Origin of the sequence: Hyalangium sp. (assembly GCF_045802625.1) — a bacterium.
GTDB lineage: Bacteria > Myxococcota > Myxococcia > Myxococcales > Myxococcaceae > Hyalangium.
Genome location: NZ_JBJMQP010000132.1, coordinates 1 through 15,627, shown reverse-complemented (window position 1 = coordinate 15,627; position 15,627 = coordinate 1). Strand labels below are relative to the sequence as shown.

The window sequence follows — 15,627 nt, the reverse complement described above, 5'->3', positions numbered from 1 at the left end:
GGTGACGACGCGCCAAGTTATCTAGGCGCGTTCTACTCCTTGCTCGGGGGGCCCATGCCTGACCGGTCAGGCATCCGCGAGGGAGCGTCACGCCCTACCCGCCGGGTGGGCCGCCACGCCCTTCCCACCACCCGCCTCTGCCCAAGCGCCTGTTTCCGCAAGGAAAACCCAGCCAGGTCCGCACCACCACCCCGGCGCGGACCGCTCAAAACCCCGCCCAAAAGAAAGGGCCGGCGCCCCCAGGGAGCACCGGCCCTTCTCAATTTTCCGGCCTCAGGCCGCGTCCGTTACGACTGACGGAACTCGGCGTCCACCACGTCGTCCTTCGGCGTGGCCTGGCTGCCCGGCGCCGCGGAAGGCCCGCCCGCGCCCGGAGGCGGAGGCGTGCCGCCGGGCTGGCCACCCGTGGCCCGGTACATCTCCTCGGCCAGCTTGTAGCTGACCTGCTGGAGCGCATCGAGCGCGGACTTGATGGCGTCCTTGTCCTGGCCCTCGCGGACCTTGTTGAGGTTGGCCACCGCCTCCTCGAGCGCCTTCACGTTGTCCGCGGACAGCTTCTCCTTGTTCTCCTTGAGCATCTTCTCCGCGGCGTACGCCTGGCTCTCGGCCTGGTTCTTCAGCTCCACCAGCTCGCGGCGGGCCTTGTCGGCGGCCTCGTTCTCCCGCGCCTGGTTGACCATCTTCTCCACTTCGTCCTTCGCCAGGCCCGAGGAGTGGGTGATCTGCACCTTCTGCTCCTTGCCCGTGGCCTTGTCCTTGGCGCTCACGTTCAGGATGCCGTTGGCGTCGATGTCGAACGTCACCTCGATCTGCGGCACCCCGCGCGGCGCCGGAGGCATGCCCGTCAGGTGGAAGCGGCCCAGGCTGCGGTTGTCGCTGGCCATGTCGCGCTCACCCTGCAGCACGTGGATCTCCACCTGCGTCTGGCCGTCCGCCGCCGTGGAGAACGTCTCCGACTTGCGGGTGGGGATGGTGGTGTTGCGCTCGATCAGCTTGGTCATCACGCCGCCCAGCGTCTCCACGCCCAGCGACAGCGGGGTGACGTCCAGCAGCAGGATGTCCTTCACCTCGCCCGAGAGCACGCCGGCCTGCACCGCCGCGCCCACCGCCACCACCTCGTCCGGGTTCACGCTCTCGTTGGGCTTCTTGCCGAACAGCCGCTCCACCGCCGCCTTCACCTTGGGGATGCGGGTGCTGCCGCCCACGAGGACCACCTCGTTGAGATCCTTGGGCTCCACGCCCGCGTCCTTGAGGCACTTGCGGCACGGCTCCAGCGAGCGCTCGATCAGATCGTCGATCATCGCCTCGAACTTGGCGCGCGACAGCTTCACGTTGAGGTGCTTGGGGCCGGACGCGTCCGCGGTGAGGAACGGCAGGTTGATCTCCGTCTCCATCGCGCTGGACAGCTCGATCTTGGCCTTCTCCGCCGCCTCCTTCAGGCGCTGGAGCACCATCTTGTCCTTGCTGATGTCGAGCCCGTTGTCCTTCTTGAACTCGGTGATCAGCCAGTCCATGATCCGGATGTCGATGTTGTCGCCGCCCAGGTGCGTGTCACCGTTGGTGGCCAGCACGTCCACCACGTTCTCCCCCACCTCGAGGATGGAGATGTCGAACGTGCCGCCGCCGAAGTCATAGACGGCGATCTTCTCGTCCTTCTTCTTGTCCAGGCCGTACGCGAGCGCGGCGGCGGTCGGCTCGTTCACGATGCGCTTCACCGTGAGGCCGGCGATCTCACCGGCGTCCTTGGTGGCCTGGCGCTGGGCGTCGTTGAAGTACGCGGGGACGGTGATGACCGCCTCGGTGACCTTCTCGCCCAGGTAGTTCTCCGCGGCGCGCTTCAGCTTGAGCAGCACCTGCGCCGAGATCTCCGGCGGGCTGTACTGCTTGCCGTCGATCTCCACGCGCGCATCGCCGTGCGGCCCACGCACCACCTTGTAGGGCACCAGCTTCGCCTCGTCGGTGGTCTCCTCGTAGCGCCGGCCCATGAAGCGCTTGATGGAGTAGACGGTGCGCTCGGGGTTGGTGATGGACTGGCGCTTGGCGACCTGTCCCACCAGCCGCTCCCCGTCCTTGGTGAACGCGACGACCGAGGGGGTGATCCGGCTGCCTTCCTCGTTGACGATGACCTTGGGCTCGCGACCCTCCATGATCGCCACCACGCTGTTGGTGGTGCCCAGGTCGATTCCAATGATCTTGCCCACGGTATCCTCCGGAAACTACTGAGTTTTTCCTGCAAATCCCTGATGTAAGCCCAACGTAACCACCCCCCAGGGGGTGTCAAACGCTGATAACGCGGGGGCTTACGCGTAAGCGGCGGGCCGCCCTTTTGGAGCCAGGAGGCTCGGAATCGGACAGGGGCTTGGAGGGCTCTCAAGGCCGCCCGGAGGACGACCGGCTGCGTCACACGTTCGCCACCCAGCTGTCAAAGGTGCGTAACACGCTCTACACCTCCGTCACCGTTGCGTAGCGTTCACTACACCCAGCCAGGGGGGAATGCCGAGCCAAGTCCCTGAAATCACTTTCTCAGCCTCTAGCTGACGCCTCGCGTCAGTCGTTGGCGAGGAATGTGCAGTCGTGAGCAGCCGGCGCTGCATCGCGCAAAAGACAGTTCCTCCCAAGGAGCCTGCCCCCCATGCTGGTCCAGCCCCTGCGTTCTCCGGATCTCCGCCAGGCACCCGCGACGTCCGTCGCTCCGGAGCCGAAGGTCGCCGTGCTGTTGAACGCCAACGCCCGCAAAGTGGATGCGCGGGTGGTGAAGACCCTCTCGCATGTCCTGCCCGAGGAGGATCTCTTCCTCTCGCGCTCGCCGCTGGACGCGTGGCGGATCGTGCAGACGGTGCTCGAGCGGGGCTACCCGCTGGTCTTCACGGGCGGCGGTGACGGCACCTTCATGGGCTTCGTCAACGAGTTCCTCCGCCAGACCGAGTCCCGGGGCCGGTTCGCGGGCCACGCGCTGCCGCGCTTCGGCGTGCTGAAGCTGGGCACGGGCAACGGGCTGGCCAACTTCATCAACGCCTCGAACCCCAGCGGCGACGGCATCCTCCAGGACGTGGTGCGCGCCCTGTCCGGCGACGTGGCCGGCCTGCGCCGCATGAACATGGTGATGGTGGATGGGCAGCGCACGCCGTTCGCCGGGCTCGGCGTGGATGGCAAGCTGCTCAACGACTACATCTGGGTGAAGGAGAACCTGGGCAAGGGGTTCTTCAAGAAGGTGCTCACGGGCAGCGGCGGGTACTTCTCCGCGGTGGCCTTCAAGACGGTGCCGCACTACCTGACGCACTCCACGTGGGTGGAGTGCGAGGTCATCAACGGCGCCCACGAGGCGTACCGCCTGAGCGCGGAGGGCAGCCCGGTGGGCGAGCCGATCGCTCCGGGCGAGGCGATGTTCCGCGGCAAGCTGATGATGGCGGGCGCGGCGACGATGCCCTTCTACGGCTACGGCTTCCGGATGTTCCCCTTCGCCCACCAGCGCCGAGGGATGATGCACGTGCGGCTGGGCCAGGTGCACGCCGCCAACGTGCTCGCCAACCTGCCCAAGCTGTGGAACGGCCGCTGGTTCCCCGAGGGCATCCACGACTTCCACGCCAAGGATGTGACGATCCGCTTCGCCCAGCCGATGCCCCTGCAGGTGGGCGGCGACGCGGCGGGCTACCGCGACGAGGTGAAGCTCTCCGTGGCCCCCGAGACCGTGGACCTGCTGGACTTCCACGGCTCGGTGAACTGAAGCACCCCGGGGAGGACCGGGGGCTGAGCGCCAGCGGCAGGGGCCCTGCTCAGCCGCGATCTCGCGAGGCCGGCGGCTTCTCGCCCGGCTCCTTGCGGCGGCCCACGAGGAAGGCATAGCTCACGCCCGCCTTGCCGTTCTGCTCGCGGTGGATGGCGATCTCCTGGCGCATCAGCTCGGCATCCGCGGCGGGAGCGTTCTCCAGCCGTGACTCGACGTCGCGGTAGAGCGTGTCCAGCTCCAGATCCGTGAGCGTCTCCACGGACTCGGGCTCGTAGCCATGCGACTCCAGCTCACCGAGCAGCTCGCGAGGCAGCAGGGGCTGCATGCCGAGCCGCCTCTCCCAGAACTCCAGCGCCGACTTCGCCGTGTAGCGCCCGACGCGGGCCGGGAACGTCAGGCCAATGCGCCCTCGCTTGGCGAGCACCCGGCGCAGCGCCGTGAGCCCCGCGCCCAGGGGGTAGAACACCCGGCCCTGGGCCAGGATGGCGTCGAACTCGCCCTCGGGGAACCCGAGCTTCTCCAGGTCCACGCGCCGCGTCTCCACGCGATCTCCGAGCGCCAGCGCCCTCACCCGCTCTCGGACCAGGGTCAGCAGCGAGTCCTCGGTGTCCGCGGCCACAACCGAGCAGCCGAGATCCCTCGCCAGCAGCACGGGCGCGCTGATGGGGCCGCAGCCGAGCACCAGGATGCGGGAGCCGGGCTCGAGCTGGGCGACCCGGGCGAAGCGTCGCGTGGACTCATCGGAGCCGAAGGCCCGCCGAGCATCACCAGGGTAATAGAGCGGGAAGGGCCCGGCCGGACTCATGCAGCCTCGTCTTATACCCCACCGTGGAGGGACTTCCAGTTGGGGGTGAAACTCTTTCGGCCCCAGGGGGCGCGAGCCTCCGGGCGCTCACAGGTAGTAGATAACCCGCTTCTCCTGGTGAAGCTGGGCGTAGATGGCGCGGCGGTGCTCCTCGGACAGCAGGTACACCGAGACGCTCACGGACACGTACTTGCCCTTGCTGCTGGGCTGCTCGCGGATGGAGTCCGGGGAGATCTCCGTGCCCATCAGCCGCTTGAAGAGCTGGCGCACGTACTCGGCGAAGCCGTGCTCCTGCACCCCCATGACCTTGAAGGTGTAGATGGAGGGGTACTCGATGAGCGGCTTCTTCTCCTCTGCGTCACTGGGGGCTGTGGGACCGTCCTTCGTCATGACACGTCTCGTCGGCTGGCGCAGGGCTCAGAGCAGGTTGGCCGCAAGCTCGGCCAGGGCGCTGCGCTCACCCTTGGCCATGGTGATGTGGCCCGCGATCTTCTCGTTCTTGAAGCGGTTGACCACGTGGACCAGGCCGTTGTTGGTCGCGTCCACGTACGGGTTGTCGATCTGGAAGGGATCGCCCGTGAGGACGATCTTCGTGTTGTCGCCCACGCGGGTGATGATGGTCTTCACCTCGTGGGGCGTGAGGTTCTGCGCCTCGTCCACGATGATGAACTGGTTGGGGATGCTGCGGCCACGGATGTAGGTCAGCGGCTCGATCTCGATCAGCCCCAGGTCCACCAGCTCGTGGTAGCCGCGGCCCGCCTTCTTGTCGGCGCGGCTGAGGTTCATCAGGAACTCCACATTGTCGAAGATGGGCTGCATCCAGGGGTTGAGCTTCTCCTCCACGCTGCCTGGCAGATAGCCAATGTCCCGGCCGAGCGGGAAGATGGGCCGGCTCACCAGCAGCTTGTGGTACAGGCTCTCCTCCGTCACCTTGTGGAGCCCCGCGGCAATGGCCATCAGCGTCTTGCCCGTGCCCGCCTTGCCGACAATCGTCACCAGCTTGATGTCGTCATTGAGGAGCAAGTCCAGGACGAAGGCCTGCTCCATGTTGCGCGGCCGCACGCCCCAGATGCCCTCCTTGATGAGGCGCAGCAGGGGGACGACCCGGCCCTTGGCGGCGTTGTAGCGCCCCATGGCCGTGTGCGAGGGGTTGGTCTCGTCCTTGAGCAGCACGCACTGGTTGGGGAAGAGCTGGTCCGGCTGGGGCGGCTCCACCTCCGCGCCGGGCTTGTACATGGCGTCCACGGACTCGCGCGGCACGAGCAGCTCGCTGAAGCCGGTGTACAGCTCGGTGATCTCGACGCGCTCGGTGTCGTAGTCCTCGGCGTTGAGGCCCATCGCATCCGCGCGGATGCGCAGGTTGGTGTCCTTGGTGATGAAGACGGCCTCGGTGTCCGGCTCCTTCTTCATCAGATCGATGGCCACCCCGAGGATGCGGTTGTCCATCAGGTCGCCGTCGGCCAGCTGCGGCGGCAGCGCGCCCTCGGCGAAGCCCACCCGGAGGAAGCCCCCGTGCGGCAGGGGGACGCCCTCGCGCAGCGAGCCCTCGGCTCGGAACGAGTCCAGGTAGCGGGTGACCATGCGCGCATTGCGGCCCAACTCGGACAGATCCCGCTTGAACTGATCGATCTCCTCGATCACGTAGATCGGGATGATGACGTTGTTGTCCTTGAAGCCGTAGATGCTGCGGGGATCGTGGAGGAGGACGTTGGTGTCGAGGATGAAGTTCTTCGGCATCGTGGTGGTTGCGACCTCGAGATGGGTGCGACCGCGTGGACGCTGCTGGTGGGAGAGCTTCCAGGAGCGAATATAGACACCACCGTCCGGGGAAACAGCCGCTTTGCTACCGAGGTACACCTCTTGCGAGGCGCAAGCCCCCTACCCGCCCGGTCGCAGGACGCTGTCCCGACCTTTCCATACGCCTCGGGAGGCCTGGGGTGTCCAGTGGTAAACCGTTGGGTGGCGGGCTCAAGTCCCTGCCCCCCGCGCCAGCGGATCGTACGAGAGGACCTCCGCCACGGCATCCGGCGGCGAGCCGGGGGGCATGCGCTCCCAGGGGAAGCGATCCTGGAGCGCCTCGAAGTCGAGCGTGAGGGGGGCCAGGGAGTGCTCCTTCGCCGCGCTGCGCCACGCCTTGTCCTCGAAGAGGCGCTCGAAGCGCCGCGTGAAGGACGCGAGCATGGGAGAGGGAGCGAAGCGCACGGGCTCGCCGCCGGGGCCGCGGATGCACTCCAGCTCCACGGCCCAGGACAGCAGCCACCGGGGCCACTGCCGCCCGGCCCTGCGCAGCGCCACGAAGCGCCCCTGGGCGGCGCCGTCCACGAAGTGGAAGTGGCGGGCGTAGACCCACGCGGCGGCGAAGGTGGAGGGCACGAGCGCCATGCCCTCGGCGCCCACGCGGCGGGCCATGAGCAGCATCCACTCGAGGATCTCGGCCGAGAGCGCCAGCCCGGGGTGGAGCTGGCCGGGCATCGGCGGGCGGTTCCAGTCGAAGGAGCGGCCCGGGTGCTGGAGCACGAGCGAGTCGATGAAGAGCAGCGGGACGGCCTCCAGCGGTGAGGGAATTCCCACTTCGGCGGCGGAGGCCTTGCGCAGGGAGATGTCCCCCACGGGGGCCTCGTATCGATGGCTCCAGAACAGGATGCGGGGGCGGAACGTGTCCTCGAACGTCAAACGGACCTCGAGCGGCCCCACTCCCCGCTCCTGCAGCCGGCGGATCAGCCCATACTCGCGCAGGACGTTCTCCAGCCCCTGGCGGCTGTAGATGCCGAAGGCGAGCGCCTCGCGTTCGCGCCGTGACTCCAGGCCCAGATCCTCGAGGCTGAGCGCCTCGTCCTGTTCGGCGGCGGACAGCTCCGCGGTGCTCAGGCGCTGGTAGATGCGACGGAAGCGCGAGGCAGGCGGCTGCGTCCGTGGCATCTGGGGACCCTCCTACACGTACTTGATGGAGACGATGGTGAGCTCGATCTCGCCGCGAGGCCGCATAACCTCGACCGAGTCTCCCACCGCCTTGCGCAGCAGGGCCTTGCCGATGGGGGACTCGACGCTGATGCGCCCGCCCTGGGTGTCGATCTCGTCCGAGCCGACGATCTGGTAGGTGGTCTTCGCCCCGTCCTCGTCCTCGAGGGTGACGGTGGCGCCGAAGTAGACGCGGCGCTGGTCGGCCTGCTCGGAGGGGGTGACGATGGTGGCGGTGTCCAGACGCTTCTGGAGGAAGCGGATGCGGCGGTCGATCTCGCGCAGCCGCTTCTTGCCGTAGATGTACTCGGCGTTCTCGGAGCGGTCTCCCTGGGCTGCGGCGGCGGAGACCTCGGCGGTGACCTTGGGGCGCTCCTCGTTGAGCAGGCGGAGCAGCTCGCGGTGCATGCGCTCGGCGCCGGCGCGGGTGAGGTAGCGGCGATGGGCGCCACCGGCCTCCTCGGGCTCGTCATCCTGTTCGTCATGCTGTGGGGGTACGTCCTGACGCATGGCTCCTTGTATAGCGCCCTCTGCGGCGGGGGTGGGGGCAGAGGCCGGGAGACGTTCACCGGCGGTCGAGTCGGGGCTGTCAGGAAGTCCGGAAAGTGCGCGCCAGTGGAAGTCTCCAGGAACTGCTGGTAGAGAACCCAGCGGTTGCAGGCCATGGCCCGGTGCAAAAAAGAATAGTGCGAGTCGCTAGCTCAGCTGGTAGAGCACCGGCCTTTTAAGCCGAGGGTCGGGGGTTCGAGCCCCCCGCGACTCATAGAGCCGTCCCCGTCGTCTAGAGGCCCAGGACGCTGGCCTTTCAAGCCGGTAACACGGGTTCGAATCCCGTCGGGGACACACAAACTGGGGCCGGAAGCTGCTGAAACTTCAGCGGTTTCCGGCCCCGGTACTTTCTGGCTCCTTCTCGTCTCCAGAATGTCTCCAAGCCGGAGACGCATCCCGCCCCTCCTCCAGCATCTGGATGGCGCGGTGCTTCTCTCCCTTCCCCAAGTGCATGTACCGCATCATGGTGCGGAGGCTGCGGTGGCCTACCAGTTCCTTGATGGAGAGAGGTGGCACGCCCCGCATGGCCAGGTGGCTACAGAGGGTGTGGCGGAGGATGTGGAGCGCCCCCGTCACCTTCAGCCCGGCCCGCTTCTGCGCTGCGGACATCCAGCTCCGCACCGTCTGCTGGGACACCGACGTCCCATCCTCGCGGTAGAGCACCCGCTCGCCCCGCAGGTGGCGGCCACGTGCGAGCGCCGAGGCTAGGGCGCGCGTCAGCGGCACCTCGCGGGGCCGCCCGCCCTTGGGGAGATTGACGTGCCCCTTCCAGTCCGAGCGCTGCACCTTGAGCAGCCCGCGCATGAGGTCCACGTCGCTCCACTCCAAAAAGGACGCTGGTCCCAAGATCCAGTGATCGCGTCCTGCCTTCCCCCTTCACCCAGTGACCGCTCCCGGTAGAGGGGGGCTCAGCTCTTCGGTTCCATGGTGGGCGGTTGATCGCCACCTTCCCTGGGGTGATCGGGTGAAGCCTCTGGCGGCGGGCCAATCCTTCTGGACCTGTCCTGCACGGGGGGCGGCGGTGCCTTGTTCCGGGTCGAAGGTTCCTCTGGCTCGCTCCACGAACGGTACGGCCCGTGCCTCACCCGCTCCCGAAGATGCTCGGCCAGTGCGAAGACGACAGCCGCCATCATCTTTCGGGTGAGTGTCGAGGCCAGCAGCTTCTTCACGGCGCTCAGCATGGCGTTCACCCCCTTCCCGCCTGGCTGATCACACCTCGTCCGCACCGTCACGGGTACGGAGACGAAGCCTTCTTCGCAGTTCTTATCCCGCTCGGAAGAGCTGATTTTCCGGGCTGAGACGTACCATTGTGGCAGTACGAGAGGTTTCGCGCTTCAAGGCGCCAGTAGAGGATTGACCATACTCCTTTGGTGGTATGGAGTGGTTCTCGGCAAGAGTTCAGCATTACAGGATATCTGCCTGACTGAACTGTGGCACTGCGGCCCTGATAAGCCATGACTTTGCCTGCTGCTCGGGGTGTACCCTGGGGGGCCACAAGAATGCCCCCACGATGGAGGCAACTTCAGCCGCACTGCCTGACTGGCTTCGATCTATGTGGGCGCTAAAGAACCGCACGCCATATGCAGCAGAGCGCAACTGGACGCGCGACAAGGACGGGATCCACTGGTGGCTCGTCGCGGTCAGGGCAACGTTCGACATCACGCCCGGAGGGCGATGTATACTGGCGGATGAGCAACCGCCCCCAGTACTGATGCCGGAGTACTTCGGCGAACCAGGCCGGTCGAGTTTGCGATACGACTCGGACCTCTTGGCAGCAAAGCCAAGCACAGACGTGCTGCTCATCGCTCACGCGTACGCACCCCACGGGAGACCTACTCCAACAGTGCCGGTCTCGCTCCGTATCGGAGAACTCCACAAGGAGTTGCTCGTACATGGGGATCGCACCTATTGCCGAGGATGGACCCGTGTGACGACAACCCGGGCAGAGCCATTCACCACGCGCCCCATTCGATACGAATTCGCGTTCGGTGGCAGCAATTTTTCAGACCCAGATCCAGAGAATCACTACATCGACGAGCGGAACCCTATCGGACGCGGCTTCGCTCTGCGAGCTGCTCACCTTATTGGCCAACCGGCTCATACAATTGAGTATCCACGCGGCGAGCCGGCAGACTATGGGCCGGCGGGTTTCGGCCCCATCGATCCATTATGGATGCCCCGTCGCAAGCTCGCGGGCACGTATGACGCACGGTGGGAGCAACTAAAGAAGCCTCTGCTACCTGATAACTTCAATCCTGCCTTTGCGCTCAGCTCCCCCACAGACCAGCGAACCGAGCGGCCCATCGTTGGCGGAGAGCGTATCGAACTTCTCAACATGACCCCTGACAGTGCCTTGCGCTTCGAACTCCCGCGCATTTCGCTCGGATTCACCACGCGTATTGTCACGCGGAGTGAGCAGCACGGCTCGCGAGTGGTGTTGGTGCTCGTGGAACCGAATGAGAGGCGCCTCTCCTTGGTATGGCAAAGCGCACTGCGTGTTCCCGCCCCTGACGCTGATTATCTTGACGAGACTGAGATTGTCGAAGCGAGGAGCGTAACGTGAACACTCAGATCGATGTGGTGGCGGTCGGTGCGCGAACACCTGTGGGGCTTACCGCAGAGAGCAGCGCGGCGTCCGTGCGAGCTGGAATCTCGCGGTGCAGGGAGTATCCCTTTGCCGACCCACATGGCGAACCAATTGTCGTTGCCGCCGACGGTCTGCTCGACCGCAAAATCGAAGGACGAGGCCGTTTCGTACCCATGGCCGAAAGTATCTTCGAGGAGGTCCAAGCCAAGCTCGGTCAAGAGGCACTGCAGGCGGGCAAGCTCCGCGTGCTGCTTGCGCTTCCAGAAACCCGCCCGGGGTTCTCGGAGGCTGACGCAGCCTGGGTCGCAAACGCTATGGTAGCGCGCTTCCGCACGAAGGACTCCAGCGCGCGAGTCGAGATCGCCGGACGCGGACATGCAGGAGCAATCCGGGCGGTCGAGCAAGCGGCACGGGAGTGCGCCGAAGGCAGATACAATCTGTTTCTGGTCGCTGGCGTCGACAGCTACCTCCACGCGGACACATTCGCATGGTTGGAGCGCAGCCGCCGGTTTGCGCAACCGGGGATTCGCAGCGGGTTTATCCCTGGCGAGGGTGCTGGATGCCTCGTACTGGCAACTACGGCGCTGCGCCGTCGCCTGCGCCTTCCCCAACTGGCTATCGTGCGAGGGGTTGGCACAGCCCAAGAACACAACCTGCGCGACAGCGACACAGGCTCCTTTGGCATTGGAATGACTCAGGCAGTCGAAGGTGCCGTCGCTGGGCTCGACCTTTCCCGCGAGGGCGTCGACTTACTGTACACGGATATCAATGGCGAGCGTTACCGCAGCGAAGAGTGGGGCTTCGTTGCATTGCGCACGCCGTCGGTTTGGAAGTCCCCCGGATACAAGGCCCCGAGCGACTGCTGGGGCGACGTGGGGGCCGCGTTTGGAGCCCTCGGGGGCATCCTGGCGGTCCGAGCGTTCGCACGGGGCTACGGACGAGGTCCGCGGGCGCTGGTGATAGCAGGTTCCGATGGTGGGCTCCGTGGGGCGATGTTGCTGCAAGATCCTCAAGCGTCGTAAAAGGAGGAGGAACCAATGGCCAAGGTCTCAGTGAATGCGCCCAGAACTCCGGTGACCGAAGGGAGCAGCGGAATTGCAGCTGCGACACTGCCGAACGTGTGCAAGATGCCTGGGCCACCGGCGCCGTTCATTCCGACGCCGCTGCCCAACATCGGCAAGAGCGGAACAAGCCCGAAGGGATACTCCAAAACCGTCACCATCGAAGGTAAGAAGGTCGGCATCCGGGGCGCCACCTTCGGTTCCATGGGCGACGTGGCCAGCAAAGGGACTGGCGGCGGCATCGTCTCCTCAAACGTGGAGGGGCCCACGAGTTTCGTGGGCCCCGGCTCCATGAACGTGAAGATCGAGGGAAAGAACGTCCAGTTGCTGGGCGACCCCATGCTCAACAACTGCGGGCCGAGCGGGAGCCCGGCCAACGCGGCGACGATGATGGGCGTGATCCAGGTGAGTGGGTTTGTCACGGTCGTCGACGGAAAGGACGCGTGCCCCATCTGCAGGAAGACCCATGGCGCGCTGGAAGAGAAGCCCACGACGACCCTAGACGCCGCGCAGTTGGCCCGGAGGCTCGGACAGAAGGTGCGGGCCAGTGGCTCCGCCTTCCCTCCCACCATGCTCGGCGTGGTTCAGTGCAAGTGCGGCAAGAACCAGAAGTACGCGGACCAGTCGGGCAGCACCCATCGGGAGCTCTACGATAGTGTGAAGGATCTCGGCTGGAAGGGACCTGACAAGGACTCCGTCATCAACCCCGAGGCTGGAAAACCTGCCGAGAGCCAGAAGGATCGAGTCTTTAAGTTCCTCATGGAACGATACAGGAGCCAGGAGAAGGTCGTGCGGGACAGGTGGGCCAAAGCGGAGGCGCGCTATCAAAAATACAGGAGAGGCGAAGTGTCATACGCCTCCTATCCTCCAGGTGTTTGTGCCGCCCCCAAGGCGCTGGTGCTCGTGCTGCAGGACCGCGCCCATCCGGGGGCCATCACCGAGCGCTGGTTCCACCCCAAGAAGCTGCAGACGGGTGGGGAGAAGCCGGACGAGGGAAAGATCAGGTACCTGGATGCGAAGAGCGCCAAGACCCATGAACGGAAGTTCGACCATGGAGAGACCGTGCCCCCATGTGGCGCGTGTGAGCTCATCATTCCTTTGATGCTCTGTCCTGGAGACGAGAAAGAGAAATGTCAGCACTAGTAGCTGAGCCCGAGATGGAAGCACTGCTCCTGAGGCTCGTGCCGGGCCTCTCGAAGGAGTGGCAGGGTGCCACACCCGACGAGATTGCGCGAATCGAGCAGCTCGCGGGGCGTGCCCTGCCTCCGTTTTATCGATGGTTCCTGTCCCGCATGGGGAAGAGCATGGGGCGCTTGGCCTATCCGACCCTGGACTTCTCTGCGTCGCGGGTGCTCGCCTGTTACGAGGAGAAGATGGTGGCTCCCGAGCCACGTTTCTTCCTCATCGCACATGAATCCGATGAGGTGATGCCACTGCATCTTTTCTATGACCTCAACGCGCCAGCGCGCTCCGATGCGCTAGTGACATCGCGGGATGCCCAGGGCAACGAGCAGCACGATGGATTCGAGACCCTGCGCGAGATGCTGGCGTGGGGCGCATTGCTGCAGTTCCGGGTGGGCACCCTGCTGCAGCAGTGCGAAGGCATGATCACCGGAGATCCCGCAGGGCTCCTCTCGCGGCTCGACCCCGTGATGAGCCGCCTGGGGTTCACGCAGCCGATTCCCACCGGCCCCTATTGCCGGCTGTATGAACGGTCCGATGCCGCCATGATCTGCAAGTCTCTTCCGAGCGAGGACTTCGAGGGCAGCCAGGTCTTCACGCTCGGCGGCGCCGATGCGGGGGCACTCCGGAGGATCCTGGGCGAGATCGCCACCGAGCCCGCCCTGGAGGTCGAAGTCGACGAGTGGAAGCCGAAGCTCGGGTGACCAGACGATCGCCAACCTCCACAACGCCGACATTCCCAGGCCCGTGCTCGACGATATCGCACGACTGCGAAACTGGGGCCTGCGGTTTAGGAAACCGCCGCCCCATCCCGGCCACGCCCAAGCCGCTTCACGCCCTCCCAGCCCCTCAGCAGCCGACTTCGCCTGCTGGAGGCGGCAGTGAGACAGGGCAGGCTCACATGGACATCGCGCCGCCTCTGGCTCTGTCTCCAAAATGTCTCCAAGGCTGAAGGTGACTCCAGGCAACAGGCGGGACTGGCGGGAACTGCCCCCGTGGACTCGAAGTGCCCGGATTCACTCACGATTCAGCGAAAGGCGTGTGCCGTCGCGGGTTTAGTGCCCCCCTCCTCCACGGGTTCGAATCCCGTCGGGGACACACAAACTGGGGCCGGAAGCTGCTGGAAGCTCAGCGGTTTCCGGCCCCGGTGCTTTCTGGCCCTTAGGGGCCGGGTGGCACGTTCGCCCAGCACACATCAAGGCGCTTGTGGCAGCCCGGCTCATCCCCGGTCGCCGCCAAGCAGCTCTGATACTGCTCCTTGCATTGCTCCGGAGTCGGAGGCGGCGGCGGGGGAGGAGGCGAGTGATCACCTGGACACTGAAAGTATCGTTGTCGAGCACCGCCTGCCGCAAGCTGGGCGCCCCGACCTTCGTCTCAGCTGCTTCTTCCTCGGCACTGGGGATACAGGGATGATGTGGCCACTGGAGCTTCCATGCGTGCCACCATCATCCTGCTGTGCCTCGCTGCCGCCGTCGCGAATGCCCAGCCCACCGAAGCGCCCGCAGCCTTGCCGCCAGAACCCCTCACGCCTCCGCCCATGACTTCCGCGCCTCGGGAGCAGCCGCCCACGCCCCGGGCGCCCGCCGCCCCTCCCGAGGACGAGTTCATCACCCCCTCCTTCACTCCCACGCCCACCACCCCGCCGCCCCGCGCCGCCGCCCCGAGCGCGCCCGAGTGGAATCCACCTCCCGGCTCCACTGGCCCCGGCGAGTCCCCGGCCGAGCGCGCGGTGCGCTACAGCCGCTTCTCCGAGGGCCCTGGCGGCCCGGCGCTCGTCGTCACCGAGGTGCTCCTGGGCCTGGCCGGCGGCGGCTTCCTGGGCTCCACCTACGATCTCGAAGGGAAGACGAACAACCTCTATACCGGGGCGATGCTGGGCGGGCTCACGCTCGGCACCGGCAGCATCGTCTACCAGTACTTCCAGCGCGTGGAGCGAACCGAGTCGCTGCTGGCCACCCTCAGCTCGCTGTCAGGCCTGGCCGCAGGCATCGGCTTCGCCAACACGCACCACTGGGGCGAGCGCGACCGGGCTCTCCTCTCCCTGGCCTGCTCCCAGGTGGGGCTGTTCGCCTCGCTGGTGCTCACCTCCGGCGGCCTGGACGTCAGCGGCGCGGACATCGGGCTCATCACCCTCACGTCCTTCTATTCCGTCCTCATCGCCGGGCTCATCGAGTTCATCAATGACGCGAACAACAGCGCCCGCGGCTACAACTTCGCTCCCATGTTGATGGCGCCCGCCATTGGCATGGCCATGGGAGGGTTGCTCTCCATCCCCCTGGAACTGAACGGGATGGACTTCGCGCTGCTCTACTCGGTGCCCCTGGCCGCCAGCGGCTTTGCCCTCGCCATGGCCGCACCGCTCTCCGGCAACGCCACCACCGGCAGGGCGGTGCTCATCACCCTGACCAGCAGCCTGGGCCTCACCGCGCTCATCACCGCCCTCACCTCCGCCGGCGCGCCCCAGCAGCCCGCCTCCGCAAGCGCTCCGCGGCTCACCCCGGTCCCCGTAGTGCTTGCCACGGGCCGTCACAACACCGGGCTCGCCGTGGGCCCCGGGGTGTCGATCCAGTTCTGACTCGCCGTGACTGGCTGGAATCGGCCATGGCCTGCCGCGGCGGTCAGCCTCGGCCGTTGGGCACTCAGCGCTCCGGCTGGGGAAGGAACGGCGGGCCGGCTGTTCGTCACAAGGCGCCTGCGAGGCCCTCCTTCTGGGAGCCTGGACCTGAACCCCAGGCGCAAACCCCACCTGGAGCAAGTG

General features: G+C 66.2%; 13 protein-coding genes and 2 tRNA genes. 8 read left to right on the top strand and 7 right to left on the bottom strand.

The window, feature by feature from the left end:
• Positions 1–287: 287 nt before the first annotated feature.
• On the bottom strand, positions 288–2,201 hold the full coding sequence (gene dnaK / locus ACJ8AT_RS24605; RefSeq protein WP_407740278.1) for a molecular chaperone DnaK: 1,914 nt from the start codon (positions 2,199–2,201) through the stop codon (positions 288–290).
• 431 nt (positions 2,202–2,632) lie between these two features.
• On the opposite strand from dnaK, the gene ACJ8AT_RS24600 reads away from it, so the two are divergent.
• Positions 2,633–3,724, top strand: a complete 1,092-nt coding sequence (locus tag ACJ8AT_RS24600) for a diacylglycerol/lipid kinase family protein (RefSeq protein ID WP_407740277.1) — start codon at positions 2,633–2,635, stop codon at positions 3,722–3,724.
• 49 nt (positions 3,725–3,773) lie between these two features.
• Here the strand turns inward: ACJ8AT_RS24600 and ACJ8AT_RS24595 are convergent, their stop codons facing one another.
• The 5 genes from ACJ8AT_RS24595 to greB all read right to left on the bottom strand — a co-directional run bounded on the left by ACJ8AT_RS24595 (position 3,774) and on the right by greB (position 8,000).
• Complete coding sequence (locus ACJ8AT_RS24595; RefSeq protein WP_407740276.1) at positions 3,774–4,532, bottom strand: SAM-dependent methyltransferase; 759 nt, start codon at positions 4,530–4,532, stop codon at positions 3,774–3,776.
• Positions 4,533–4,619: 87 nt separating this feature from the next.
• Positions 4,620–4,922, bottom strand: coding sequence for a YbeD family protein (locus ACJ8AT_RS24590; protein WP_407740275.1), 303 nt, complete (start codon positions 4,920–4,922; stop codon positions 4,620–4,622).
• 27 nt (positions 4,923–4,949) lie between these two features.
• Complete coding sequence (locus tag ACJ8AT_RS24585) at positions 4,950–6,269, bottom strand: PhoH family protein (protein ID WP_407740274.1); 1,320 nt, start codon at positions 6,267–6,269, stop codon at positions 4,950–4,952.
• A 231-nt stretch (positions 6,270–6,500) separates the two neighbouring features.
• Complete coding sequence (locus ACJ8AT_RS24580; RefSeq protein ID WP_407740273.1) at positions 6,501–7,451, bottom strand: deacetylase; 951 nt, start codon at positions 7,449–7,451, stop codon at positions 6,501–6,503.
• Between the two features lie 12 nt (positions 7,452–7,463).
• Positions 7,464–8,000 carry a transcription elongation factor GreB gene (gene greB, locus ACJ8AT_RS24575; RefSeq protein ID WP_407740272.1) on the bottom strand — a complete coding sequence of 179 codons (537 nt, stop codon included), beginning with the start codon at positions 7,998–8,000 and terminating at the stop codon, positions 7,464–7,466.
• 180 nt (positions 8,001–8,180) lie between these two features.
• Between greB and ACJ8AT_RS24570 the strand changes: the two genes are divergently transcribed.
• Positions 8,181–8,253: transfer RNA gene (locus tag ACJ8AT_RS24570), tRNA-Lys, on the top strand.
• A 7-nt stretch (positions 8,254–8,260) separates the two neighbouring features.
• Positions 8,261–8,333 (top strand) — tRNA-Glu (locus ACJ8AT_RS24565).
• A gap of 30 nt (positions 8,334–8,363) precedes the next feature.
• Here the strand turns inward: ACJ8AT_RS24565 and ACJ8AT_RS24560 are convergent.
• The gene (locus ACJ8AT_RS24560; RefSeq protein ID WP_407740335.1) at positions 8,364–8,867 is read right to left on the bottom strand and encodes a tyrosine-type recombinase/integrase; all 504 of its coding nucleotides are present in this window, start codon (positions 8,865–8,867) and stop codon (positions 8,364–8,366) included.
• 682 nt (positions 8,868–9,549) lie between these two features.
• Between ACJ8AT_RS24560 and ACJ8AT_RS24555 the strand changes: the two genes are divergently transcribed.
• From ACJ8AT_RS24555 to ACJ8AT_RS24535, 5 genes are all read left to right on the top strand, one after another.
• Positions 9,550–10,602, top strand: coding sequence for a DUF2169 domain-containing protein (locus ACJ8AT_RS24555; RefSeq protein ID WP_407740271.1), 1,053 nt, complete (start codon positions 9,550–9,552; stop codon positions 10,600–10,602).
• Entirely contained in the window at positions 10,599–11,648 is a 1,050-nt protein-coding gene (locus tag ACJ8AT_RS24550; RefSeq protein WP_407740270.1) for a hypothetical protein, read from the top strand. The genes ACJ8AT_RS24555 and ACJ8AT_RS24550 overlap by 4 nt, the downstream gene beginning before the upstream one ends.
• A 15-nt stretch (positions 11,649–11,663) precedes the next feature.
• A complete protein-coding gene (locus ACJ8AT_RS24545; protein WP_407740269.1) occupies positions 11,664–12,830 on the top strand; it encodes a DUF4150 domain-containing protein in 1,167 nt (388 codons plus the stop codon).
• Between the two features lie 14 nt (positions 12,831–12,844).
• Complete coding sequence (locus ACJ8AT_RS24540) at positions 12,845–13,573, top strand: SMI1/KNR4 family protein (protein WP_407740268.1); 729 nt, start codon at positions 12,845–12,847, stop codon at positions 13,571–13,573.
• Positions 13,574–14,301: 728 nt separating this feature from the next.
• Positions 14,302–15,444 (top strand): hypothetical protein, encoded by a 1,143-nt coding sequence (locus ACJ8AT_RS24535; RefSeq protein ID WP_407740267.1) that lies wholly within the window; start codon positions 14,302–14,304, stop codon positions 15,442–15,444.
• The last annotated feature ends 183 nt before the right edge of the window (positions 15,445–15,627 follow it).